General features: G+C 52.3%; 11 protein-coding genes. 1 reads left to right on the top strand and 10 read right to left on the bottom strand.

Annotation, left to right across the window (positions count from 1 at the left end; all coding sequences use genetic code 11):
• Positions 1–22: 22 nt before the first annotated feature.
• Together CHM34_RS00495 and tdh are read right to left on the bottom strand one after the other, a co-directional pair.
• A complete protein-coding gene (locus tag CHM34_RS00495) occupies positions 23–1,198 on the bottom strand; it encodes a glycine C-acetyltransferase (protein WP_094262632.1) in 1,176 nt (391 codons plus the stop codon).
• A gap of 32 nt (positions 1,199–1,230) precedes the next feature.
• Positions 1,231–2,271: an L-threonine 3-dehydrogenase gene (tdh, locus tag CHM34_RS00490; RefSeq protein WP_206093725.1), complete on the bottom strand. Its 1,041-nt coding sequence runs from the start codon at positions 2,269–2,271 to the stop codon at positions 1,231–1,233.
• Between the two features lie 214 nt (positions 2,272–2,485).
• On the opposite strand from tdh, the gene CHM34_RS00485 reads away from it, so the two are divergent.
• Entirely contained in the window at positions 2,486–3,172 is a 687-nt protein-coding gene (locus CHM34_RS00485) for a tetratricopeptide repeat protein (RefSeq protein WP_094262631.1), read from the top strand.
• A gap of 34 nt (positions 3,173–3,206) precedes the next feature.
• Here CHM34_RS00485 and CHM34_RS00480 read toward each other — a convergent pair whose 3' ends face one another.
• The 8 genes from CHM34_RS00480 to rny all read right to left on the bottom strand — a co-directional run bounded on the left by CHM34_RS00480 (position 3,207) and on the right by rny (position 11,795).
• On the bottom strand, positions 3,207–3,809 hold the full coding sequence (locus CHM34_RS00480) for a hypothetical protein (protein WP_094262630.1): 603 nt from the start codon (positions 3,807–3,809) through the stop codon (positions 3,207–3,209).
• A 74-nt stretch (positions 3,810–3,883) separates the two neighbouring features.
• Entirely contained in the window at positions 3,884–4,666 is a 783-nt protein-coding gene (locus tag CHM34_RS00475; RefSeq protein ID WP_094262629.1) for an MBL fold metallo-hydrolase, read from the bottom strand.
• 82 nt (positions 4,667–4,748) lie between these two features.
• Positions 4,749–5,615: a 2-oxoacid:ferredoxin oxidoreductase subunit beta gene (locus CHM34_RS00470; RefSeq protein WP_094262628.1), complete on the bottom strand. Its 867-nt coding sequence runs from the start codon at positions 5,613–5,615 to the stop codon at positions 4,749–4,751.
• Entirely contained in the window at positions 5,602–7,362 is a 1,761-nt protein-coding gene (locus CHM34_RS00465) for a 2-oxoacid:acceptor oxidoreductase subunit alpha (RefSeq protein WP_094262627.1), read from the bottom strand. The genes CHM34_RS00470 and CHM34_RS00465 overlap by 14 nt, the downstream gene beginning before the upstream one ends.
• A gap of 399 nt (positions 7,363–7,761) precedes the next feature.
• On the bottom strand, positions 7,762–8,703 hold the full coding sequence (locus CHM34_RS00455) for a dipeptidase (protein WP_169713507.1): 942 nt from the start codon (positions 8,701–8,703) through the stop codon (positions 7,762–7,764).
• An 82-nt stretch (positions 8,704–8,785) separates the two neighbouring features.
• The gene (locus CHM34_RS00450) at positions 8,786–9,046 is read right to left on the bottom strand and encodes a stage V sporulation protein S (RefSeq protein WP_040387185.1); all 261 of its coding nucleotides are present in this window, start codon (positions 9,044–9,046) and stop codon (positions 8,786–8,788) included.
• A gap of 361 nt (positions 9,047–9,407) precedes the next feature.
• Complete coding sequence (locus tag CHM34_RS00445) at positions 9,408–10,199, bottom strand: TIGR00282 family metallophosphoesterase (RefSeq protein ID WP_094263049.1); 792 nt, start codon at positions 10,197–10,199, stop codon at positions 9,408–9,410.
• Between the two features lie 57 nt (positions 10,200–10,256).
• On the bottom strand, positions 10,257–11,795 hold the full coding sequence (rny, locus tag CHM34_RS00440; RefSeq protein WP_094262624.1) for a ribonuclease Y: 1,539 nt from the start codon (positions 11,793–11,795) through the stop codon (positions 10,257–10,259).
• Positions 11,796–11,972: the final 177 nt, after the last annotated feature.

Below are 11,972 nucleotides of genomic sequence, written 5' to 3'. Positions count from 1 at the left end.
CGAATTTCACAGAACAAAATCCTCAGATGATTCCCAGCTTCTGCCCGGCGCGGGCGAAAGCTTCCAGGGCTTGTTCCAACTCCTCCCGGGCATGGGCGGCAGTGACGATCGTTCGAACCCGGGCCTGATCCCTGGGAACAGTGGGGAAAGCAATCCCCTGGGCGTAGACTCCTTCTTCCAACAGGGCATCGGAAAATTTCATCGCCAGAGAATCTGTACCCACCATCACCGGAGTGATCGGTGTTACACTCTTCCCTGTGTCAAAACCTAACCGGGACAATCCATTCTTAAAGAACTCGGTGTTTTTCCAGAGTTTATCGATCAACTCCGGCTCATCCAGCAACACTTGGATCGCCTCTCGGCAGGCCTCTGTAACGGCTGGAGGATGGGAGGTACTGAACAGGAAGGGACGGGCTCGGTGGATCAGGTAATCGCGCAGTGCCTTCGGACCGGCCACATAGCCGCCGAGAACACCAATCGCCTTGGACAGGGTACCCACCTGGATGTGGACCCGACCGTGCAGATCAAAATGATCCACCGTCCCGCGACCGTTTTTCCCCATCACACCGCTGGCATGAGCATCATCCACCATCACCAGAGCATCGTACTTTTCACACAGCTCGACGATATCCGGCAGGGGAGCCATGTCACCGTCCATGCTGAACACCCCATCGGTGATCACCAGCCGGGTACGGGCCGTTTGTGTTTCCTGCAAAGCCTTTTCCAGATCCGCCATATCCGCGTGTTGATAAATTCGCCGTCCGGCTTTGGTCAAGCGGATTCCGTCGATGATACTGGCATGGTTGAGAGCGTCGCTGATCACCACGTCTTCTTCCCCGAGGATGGAGGCGATCACACCCACATTGGCGGTAAACCCGGATTGGAAGACCAAAGCCGCCTCGGTATGCTTAAAATCGGCCAGCTGGCGTTCAAACTCCTCATGCATGGAAAAGGTGCCGGCGATGGTACGAACCGAACCGGTTCCCGCACCGTATTTTTCCACCCCATCCAAGGCGGCTTTTTTCAAACGGGGATGGGTGGTTAATCCCAGATAGTTATTAGACGAGAGTTGGATCACTTCTCTTCCGTCGATTACCACTTTGGAACCCTGATCCGATTCCAGTTCCGTCAAAGGGCGATAAACTCCATTCTCCTGCCACTGTTGAATTTCTTTTTCCAGGCGTTCAAAACCTTTCACTGGCCGTCCCTCCCATTCTGTCGATAACGCTTTCAAGGATATAATACCACTTTCCCCGATTTCCCGCTGATCATCTGCTCAAAACCCTTTTCAAACTCTTCCAGTGAAAAACGATGGGTAATCATCGGCATCAAGTCGACCTGTCCGGATTCCAAAAACCCGGCGGTTTGTTGCCAGGTTTCATACATGCGCCGTCCGACGATCCCATGAACCTGAATCCCTTTGAATACGATATCATTGGCTACATCCAGCTCGATGGAACGAGTGGGAAGTCCCAACAAGGAAACGCGGCCGCCGCCGGTCACCATGGAAAAGCCTTGTCGGATCGCCTGCGGATTACCGGACATCTCCAATACAACGTCAACGCCCCAACCGCCGGTAAGAGATCGAACCCGCTTCACCGGATCCTCCTGACCGGAATGAATCAAGTGAGTCGCTCCCATCGCTTGTGCCAATTCAAGGCGATACTCGTTGATATCCAGAGCGATCACCGCCGAAGCACCGGAAGCCTTGGCCACCGCAATTGCCATCAATCCAATCGGACCGCAACCGACCACTGCGACGGATTTACCGGCGATGGAACCGGAAAGGGCGGTATGGACCGCATTGCCCATCGGTTCCATGGCGGAAGCCACTTCCGGCGGCAGATCCACGCTGTTTTTCCACAGATTCTCCGCAGGCATCGCCGCATACTCAGCAAAGCAGCCATTCCGGTCTACCCCGATAATCTCCGTATGAGCACAAACATGGGCCTCGCCTCGGCGGCATTGGGGACAATGATGACAGACGATATGGGTTTCCGCAGATACATGATCCCCCGTCTCCAGATGGGTCACATTTTCACCGACCTCCACCACTTCCCCGGAAAACTCATGGCCGAAAACCAACGGAGGTGAAAGACGGCTTGCGGCCCAATCATCCCAAGTATATATGTGTACATCCGTTCCGCAAATCGTAGTCGCCCGAACCCGTACCAATACTTCGTCCGGACCGATTTCCGGAATCGGTACTTCTCTGAGCTCCGCACCGGGACCCTCATGGTGTTTGACCAGAGCGCGCATGGTTCCATTCACGGCGGACACTCCTTTCTTGTCGAAAACGATTTAACAGTATAAATACAGCTTTTATTATATCACCAACGAAACAAATCGGCAAAATGTCCATATATAAAAGACATTTTAATAATATTATGATATCTTGACCGCCGAGTGAATTGACAGAATGGACTTAGAAGGATTACCATTTCGATAGATCCTGTCGAATTTTGTCTGAAGGAGGCTTCATCCGTTGATCGGAAAATTACTGACTCGGGCCAAGGAATTATTCAAGTCCAGTCCGCCCCCCTCTGAATCGCCCACCGCTGAAGATGTGAAAAACCGGAGTCCATCCTCTCCGAATCCGGAGAACACGGATGCCGTATCATCCCCCTCGACTCCCTCTCCCTCAACCGGCGAAGCAGATGAATTCGTCTACCAAGAGGGGGATTTCACCTTTTCCATTCCTCTGGATGAAGAGGAGAAACAGGTATTGAAAAAAGCCGAGGAAAAGCATGCCGAGCTGGAGAAACGCTATTCCGGAAGTGATAACAAATGGGAACGACAACAGGTTCAACGGGCGCTGTTCATGAAATATTGGGCCTTACAGGTCCACTATAAAGAGCAGGCCCAGTACTGGTATAAGCAGCGCAATCATCAATCCGAAGCGTTGGAAAAGACCATTCGTTACTGTAAAAAACAGATCCGTTACGCACCGATGGCGATCCGCGCCCACCGGATGGATCCTTTGTCGAAAGGGAAGCTGCCCCACCACTACGGGTATAAACAACTGGCCATCATTTATGATAAACAAGGGAAACATGACGAAGCGATCCGTCTCTGCCGCCAAGCATTGGAAGAAGGATGGAACGGCGACTGGGAAGAACGGATCCACCGGTACAGAAAAAATCGCGACAAATCCGCCGAATCACCCCAATAAAAGGAAACGAACAGCCGCCAATGAGGCTGTTCGTTTATTTTTTATGAATGGTTTCCTGGATCTGGTATATGCGGGCATCCCAATCACCTTTCCATCCTTGATCCCGCGCCTTTTCGCATAAACGAAGAGCTTCCTCCCATTCCCCCACTTCCCCGTACAGGGCAATCAGGGTTTCATAACCGGGATGCTCCGGCAGTTCATAAACATAGGGATCCATCCGATACGCCTTAATCGCGACAGGGGCGTACTCCACCAGCCGTTCACTGTACCGAATCGTGCGGTGAAGAGCGACCGGATCTTCGTTGCGGCGTTCATAGTAAAACACGACCTTTTCACTGAAGTGGTGATGCAGGCTGAGATATTTTTTGGACTGCCATTGTTTTAAAATCTGGGGATCGGACTGGACGCGCTCTACCTCTTTCAATTTTTTCTTTGCCTTTTCATAGATTTTGGCCTCTTCCGCCGAAATCAGCATCACAAAATCCAAGTCATCGTCCTTATAACGAAATTCCGCTTCAAACTCTTCCCGGTAAGCCTTTTCCCGTTCCCGGCGCGCCCGTTCTTCCTTGACCACGTCCACTGCCTTTTTCAATTCCGTTTTTCCTTTTTCAAAAAAACGCTTGGCATGCTCGATCATTTTCTTTTGATCATCCCACTGAAACCGTTTGATCCTTCTTCCTCCTTCCCTGCAACCTCAACCCTCTTATCTCTTCAGATCAGACGAACTCTACACCCGATCTCCGCCAAGAGAAGATCGCCGGAATAATACGTCTTTGCCTCCGCTTCGATTTCACGCCGGGAATAACCCGGATACAGATGCGTAAGCAGCAACCGTCGGGCCCCGATTCTTTCCGCCGCCTCTGCCGCCTCTTTCACTGTATGATGCCCCGAGGATCGATGAGACGCGTCCCGGTCCAGAAAAGTTCCCTCACAGATAAACAGATCGGGTTCAGGATCGGCCCGCTCCCAATCGGTTTCCGGGCCGGCGTCGGCACCATAGAGAATCCGCTTTCCCCGCCATTGAATATCCATCGCGTAACAGGGAACGGGGTGTTCGGTCCGGAAGCAGGCCACTTGCATCTCCCCATGCTTCCATGTTCGCTCTTCTCCAATGGGATGAAGGCGGACTGCATCGCGATAGGAGAGCTGTTTGCCCCACCGCTCCGGTTCCGTCGGGGCGAACACCGGGAGCGGTTGTTTTCGTTTCCCCAGCCGGATCTCTGTTTGCAGCGCATACTGGAGGACAAAAAAATCGGCGAGATGATCGTGATGTAAATGGGAAAGCCAGACCGCATCCAACTCCCAGGGCTGAACATATCGACCCAGTTGGGATAGAACGCCGCTTCCGCAATCCACTAAAATCCGGTGTCCCGATCCTTCCAACAGATAACCCGGTGTGGCTCCGCCGGACCCCGGGTAAGGCGATTGATAGCCTAATACCGTCCACGTCAACGACTCCCGTCGGGATGTTTCTTTCGGGTCACCCTTTTCCATCGAAATCACCTTTCCTTCTCAGGGATAAAGGAAGCCACTTTCCCGCGGGAAAGTGGCTTGGTGAGTCCGGTTACCCGGAGCTTTAAGCGAATTCCGCCACCAATTGATCGAAATCTTCCTTCGGCAACTTCAGGTCCTGTTTGGCCAACGGTTCCTCTCTGAAACCCGAGATCATTTCTTCGTAGCTCTTCCGCTCTTTATTCTGATAGATCAACCCGGTGACGAGACCATTGTTCTCCATCAGCTTCTGCATCGCCATCATTCGGTCGGAAGGATCATAAGACTCATCTTGCTCCAGATTGGTGAGGTTCTCTTTGAACCAGTCATAAGTGTTGATCTTGTTATACGTGACGCAGGGGCTGTAAACATTGATCAGAGAGAAGCCTTTATGGTTAAGCCCTTCTTCGATTAGGCGGGTCATCTGCTTCAAGTCGCTGGAGAAAGCCTGGGCGACAAACCCGGCACCGGCGGTTAAAGCCATTTCCAGCGGAGCGATGGTAGCTTCGATGGCCCCTTTCGGCGTACTCTTCGTTTTAAAGCCCATCTCGCTTCGGGGTGACGTTTGCCCCTTGGTCAAACCGTATACCTGGTTATCCATGACGATATAGGTGATATCCACATTGCGGCGAATCGCGTGAATGGTGTGTGACATCCCGATGGCAAAACCATCCCCGTCGCCGCCTGCGGCCACTACGGTCAAATCGCGGTTGGCCAGTTTCAAACCCTGGGCAATCGGAAGGGCGCGTCCGTGAATGCCGTGAAATCCGTAAGCGTTCATATAACCGGAGATCCGTCCGGAACAGCCAATCCCTGAAACGAGTGTCACATCTTCCGGTTCCAGCCCCTGATTGGCAAAGGCGCGCTGCATGGCGGCCAGTACGGAAAAATCGCCGCAGCCGGGACACCAGTTGGGCTTTACTTTGTTACGGAACTCTTTAAACGTGGCCATGGACCAACAGCTCCTTACATTGATTATAAATTTCAGAAGGCAGGAAGGGGTTGCCGTCGTACTTACCGACATGGCTGATCTTATCCGCCATTCCCACATGCAGCTTCAACTGGCTGGCAAGCTGACCGGTCGCATTGTTTTCCACTACCACCACTTTCTTCGCCTTTGCCATCTCCTTCTTCACGGTTTCGGCCGGGAAGGGGAGGAGCTGACGGATGTGAAGATGGTTCACCGTGACACCATCGGCCTGCAAGCGTTCCATCCCTTCGTGGATCACACCCCGGGTGGAACCGATCCCCACGATCAGAAGATCCGCCTCTTCATGTTCAGCATCGACATGGACCGGGTGTTCAAAATCGATCCCCTGTTCCAGTTTTTTCAGGCGCTTCTCCACCATCCGTTGGCGGTTGAGCGGATTTTCAGAAGGACGTCCCACTTCATCATGCTCGACACCGGTTACATGATGCAAACCGTTTTTCACGCCGGGCAACACCCTAGAGGACACACCATCCTCCGTCCACTCGTATCGTTTGAACAACTCGGAGTTTTCCAGTTGCTTCAACCCTTCGGAATCCGTAATCAGATTGCCCCGATCGATCGAAATCCGGTCGTAGTCCAGGGGTTCCACTGTCTGTTTGCCCAGGGAGAGAGCCAAGTCCGACAGGATAATCACCGGACACTGGTACCGATCCGCCAGGTTGAAAGCCTGGATTGTATCATAGAAGCATTCCTCCGCAGTGCTGGGGGCGATCACGATTTTCGGGATTTCCCCGTGAGTGCTGTAGAGCATCGCATTGATGTCGCTTTGCTCCTGTTTGGTCGGCAAACCCGTGCTGGGACCCCCGCGTTGCGTATCGACAATCACCGCCGGGGTTTCCGTCATCCCGGCCAAACCGATCGCTTCTGTCATCAGGGAAAGACCGGGGCCTGCAGAGGCGGTCAAGGCGCGAACACCGCCGTAGTTGGCACCGAGTACCATGGAGATCGCCGCAATCTCATCCTCCGTCTGAACCACCGTTCCACCGAACTTGGACAACTGCTTAATCAAGTATTCCATGATTTCCGAAGAGGGTGTAATCGGGTAAGCCGCCATTAAGCGGGCACCAGCAGCAATCGCACCCAAAGCAATGGCATCATTGCCGATCATGTAAAGGCGTTTTTTTCCATCGGAGGGTTCCAGCTTCAGATCTTCAATCATCCCGCCGGTCTCTTTCAGAACATGATCCACCCCAGATTGAATCGCCTCCATGTTTTTATCGACCACCTGCTGGCCTTTACGGGAAAATTTCTCCTCGATCACACCTTGAAAGGCTTCCAGCGGCAACCCCAATAAAGCGCTGGAGGCACCGACAGCCACCATGTTCTTCATTTGAGCCAAGCCGACATCCTGGGCAATCTTCGTGAAAGGAACGGAGAACAACCGGGCGGAAACCCCTTCCGGGACGACGGGTTTAAATTTGGCATCCGCCAGGATGACACCGCGGTCATGCAATTCATGAGCGTTCAGATCGATGGTTTCCTGATCAAATGCGACGAGTACGTCCAAATCATCCGACACGGCGCGGATCGGGCGAATGCTGATCCGGATTTTGGTGTTGGAGTGTCCCCCTTTGATCCGGGAAGAAAAGTGACGATAACCGTATAGATGATACCCCAAACGGTTTAGCGCGGTTGAAAAGATTTCACCGGTGCTGTCAATCCCTTCCCCCTGCTGTCCGCCCACTTTCCACGAAAGCTGCTTGATCAATGATCTCATCTCCTTTGGATCTTCCCTACGGCTAGCAAACCCTCATTGTCTGACGCTTCTGAGGATGAGACCCCATGGATTCCTGCTTCAGCGAGCCGGTAAACGGCGTCTCCACAGGCGTTTGGTTCGGTTTCCCCGCGTCTCCAAGGTACCGGCGAGCGATTCTTTTGGACAAAATACAGAAAATCGTCAGCGTTTTCACAACGGCTTTTTATACCATACCGAAGCCCCACAAAACCGGGCCCTTCGGTCTTGTGGTGTTTCGATATCATTATCATTAATCAATTCTAGACCCGTTCCCTTTAAAAAGCAACCTTCATATCTCAGATTTCCTATCACGATCTCCCCTCTTTCATCGATGGACACTCCTGCGGAAATGAGGAACCAGTTTTTATCCAATCATAGATGCTTGAAGTAAAACTGGAACCCGTTCTCCACCGTCCACCGGCGCACCAAGGGTTCCGGATATCTTTGCAGAAGAATCTCTCTGAATCCATCGAGAGCCCCTGTATCCTCCAATCCGGGGACTTTTTGATCGATGCCGTCAAAATCCGAACCGAAAGCGATACATTTCTCCCCGCCCAGGGCACAAATATGATCGATATGGCGAAGGACACCTTCAATAGAAGCTTGATCCGGATCATCGTGGACAAACTTCGGGACAAAAGTAACACCGATCAACCCTTCTCTTCGGATCAGGGCACGTATTTGCTCATCCCCCAGATTTCGGACATGGGAACAGACGGCCCGGCAATTGGAATGAGAAGCGATAACAGGGAGATCCTCCTCGATCACTTCCCAAAACCCCCGAACGGACAAATGGGAAACGTCGAGTACCATATTCAACCGTTTCATCTCCTTGACCAAGCTCCTGCCAAACCGGGTAAGCCCCCCGTTCCGTTCCTCTTCGATCCCGTCCGCAACTTCGTTGGCATGATTCCAGGTGAGTCCCACCTGTCTCATCCCCAACCGGTACAACAGACGCAGATGAGCTGTATCCCCCTGGAGGGGGTCGGCCCCTTCCAAGGATAAAAGAGCTCCCATCCTTCCGGAAGATTTCAGGCGGATCAAGTCCTCCCGCGACAGAAGGGGAACCACCTTTTTTCCATGGAGGAGGATTCTTTCATGAAAAAGATCCACTTGTTTCAAAGCCGCATGCAGAAATTGACTTCGGGGAACCTCCGGGGGAACGAAAACCGCAAACACCTGTATCCCCACCCCTGAGGAATGGGCGGCGGGATAAGTGACGTCCAGGCTCTCGTTACATTCATAGAAGGAGATTGGTGACTCTGACTTCCACATTTTATACAAAACATCGCAATGCCCATCCATCCACTTCATCCTTGACCTCCTCCCGGACATAAAAGAAAACCTGTCTATACGAGATAAACAGGTTTCATCACAGTCTTTCATTCCCGGCCCCTCATCGGGGCTCCACAATCAGCTTAATGGCCGTACGTTCCTCCCCATCGATGACTATATCCGTAAAAGCCGGGATACAAATCAAGTCGATACCACTTGGTGCCACAAATCCTCTTGCGATCGCTACCGCCTTCACCGATTGATTCAGTGCACCTGCGCCAATCGCTTGGATTTCCGCATTTCCTCGTTCGCGCAGGACACCGGCAAGCGCACCAGCAACGGAGTTCGGGTTGGACTTTGCTGAAACTTTTAATACTTCCATGTCGGCTACCTCCTCGATGGTTTGGAGTGAGTCCACTTCTAATATATTCGGCAATCTTTTATAAATTCCTTCTAATCAGGAAGCACTGTTTACTGGATACCATTTTTATTTCAAAAGCCTTCAGCCCTTTCAACTGAGGCCATGACGTGAGTTTTACCACCGAGAAACCAAAATAAAACGCTTTCTTCTCATCGGAGAAAAAGGGGCCGGATACAGCCCGGATCAAAAACAGAATTGATCCGAACAACTGCGATCCCCATAACTTCTTTGAACCTGAAATTTCACATCACGGGTTTTTTCAATCTCCCTGACGGAATCGGAGCCGAAAAGACCGGGCTTCACCGTCAGAGTGACGATGGTTTCACTCAAACCAGGGCTGATCATCATCGATACGAACCCGTTCGATTCGTTTTGCTTTTCCTGTGGATGGTTGGATATCGATGACCACTCCGTTCAATTGAGTTCGGCCTTGACTCACCTCAAAACGCACCGGCAATTGGGTGAGAAACTTTTTGACCACCAGATCCCTGTCCATCCCCAGGACCCCGTCGTAGGGGCCCGTCATGCCCACGTCGGACAGATAAGCGGTCCCCTGGGGTAAAATCCTCTCGTCGGCGGTCTGAACATGGGTATGTGTTCCCACCACCGCCGATACGCGCCCTTGTAAATACCAGGCCAACGCCTGTTTTTCCGAAGTGGTCTCCGCATGAAAGTCGACAAAAACCGGAGTACCGGGTTTCAATTGCTTCAGAAGGGAGTCGGCCCGACGAAAGGGACAATCCACACTGGACAGAAAGGAACGGCCCATTAAACTGATTACCGCCAACTCCCCCTGCCTTGAGGAAATGCGCGCAAAACCCCGTCCGGGAGTTCCTTCGGGGTAATTGGCGGGACGGAGAATACGGGGCTCATCATCGATAAAATCAAACACTTCCCGTTTATCCCAGGCATGATTGCCCAAAGTAATACAGTCCACTCCGGAACCCATCATTTCACGGGCGATCGATCGGGTAATGCCTCGACCGTCCGCCGCATTCTCTCCGTTGACCACAATCAGATCCGGATGATATCCGCGCTTCAATCTCGGCAAATGATCGTACAAAGCAGATTGTCCAGGAGTGCCCACGATATCTCCTATCATTAACAAACGCATCATTTTCGGCGCCTCCACCCCTAAGGAAAAAAATAAAGCGGCTAAAAAAAGGCCACTTTATTTTGCATATTCAACAGCACGTGTCTCTCGGATCACCGTCACTTTGATATGCCCAGGGTAATCTAACTGATTTTCTATCTGTTTTTTGATCTCCCGGGCCAATGGTACGGATTCGCTGTCACCGATCTCATCGGGACGCACCATGATCCGAACTTCCCGGCCCGCCTGAATGGCGTAGGATTTCTCCACACCGTCAAAGGACTCGCAGATCTCTTCCAACTTCTCCAGGCGCTTGATATACGCTTCCAACGTTTCTCTCCGCGCACCGGGGCGAGCTGCGGAGAGAGCGTCAGCCGCTCCGACCAGAACGGAAATGATGCTGGTCGCTTCCACGTCGCCGTGGTGCGAAGCAATTCCGTTGATGACATAAGGGTGCTCATTATACTTTTTACCCAGTTCAATTCCGATTTCAACGTGAGAACCTTCCACTTCGTGGTCAATCGCTTTCCCGATATCGTGCAACAGCCCCGCACGCTTCGCGAGATGGACATCTTCGCCCAGTTCCGCGGCCAACAAACCGGCCAGATGAGCCACTTCCATAGAATGCTTCAGAACGTTTTGGCCGTAGCTGGTCCGGAATTTCAATCGACCCAAAATCTTGATCAGGTCAGGATGAAGACCGTGCACCCCGGTTTCAAAGGTGGCCTGTTCACCGTATTCACGAATACGCTCGTCCACTTCCCGACGCGATTTTTCAACCATCTCTTCGATACGTGCCGGATGGATTCGCCCATCGGCGACCAACTTCTCCAAGGCCACCCGCGCCACTTCCCGGCGAATCGGATCAAACCCGGACAGGATGACGGCTTCCGGAGTGTCATCAATGATGAGATCGATCCCCGTTAACGTCTCCAAGGCACGTATGTTGCGCCCTTCACGGCCGATGATCCGTCCCTTCATCTCGTCATTGGGAAGGGTTACGACAGAAACCGTCGTTTCCGCCACATGATCCGCCGCACAGCGCTGGATAGCCAGAGAAAGAATGCTTCGAGCCCGTTTATCCGCTTCTTCGATCGCTTGACTTTCCATCTCTTTGATCATCTGAGCCGTTTCATGACGCATCTCGCTCTCCACTTTGGACAGAATCAGTTGCTTGGCTTCCTCTGTGGACAAACCGGATACGCGTTCCAACTCCGTCACCTGTTCTTGGTACAGCTCTTCGATCTGCTGCCGGCGCTCTTCAATCTGGCTTTCTTTTTCGCTCAGATTCTCTTCCCGCTTTTCCTGAGACTCCTGCTTCCGGTCCAGAGTCTCTTCCTTTTGCATCAAGCGCTGTTCCATACGGGCCAGACCATTCCGCTGTTCCCGGATTTCCTGCTCCGCTTCCGCACGGAGGCGATGCGCTTCGTCCCGGGCTTCCAGTTCCCGTTCCCGCTGCAGGTTTTTCGCATCGTTCTTGGCTTTATCAATGATCTGTTCCGCCTCTTTTTCAGCACTGCCGATCCGGGCCTCTGCCGTCATTCGACGAATATAGTACCCGATCCCGGAGCCGAGGAAGAACAGGAACAGTAATTTCAGTACATCTATCTTACCCACCTCCTCCCTTCCACAAGTATAAAACAAGACCGATTGGCTTCGGTCTGTCAAACGGTCCACTCATTTCACCCGGTACTCTCCGGGTTTGATGGGTTCCACGAAGGGTTAGAGCTGAGTCACCCTATGTTTCAAAACTCAACGCCCGGTTTCAACAGAGGGCAAAGCACATTTACCAAA

It is taken from the genome of Paludifilum halophilum, from assembly GCF_002245355.1.
Lineage (GTDB): Bacteria > Bacillota > Bacilli > Thermoactinomycetales > DSM-45169 > Paludifilum > Paludifilum halophilum.
Note: the sequence above shows the minus strand (reverse complement) of the source record. Positions and strands in the feature narration are given on the sequence as shown.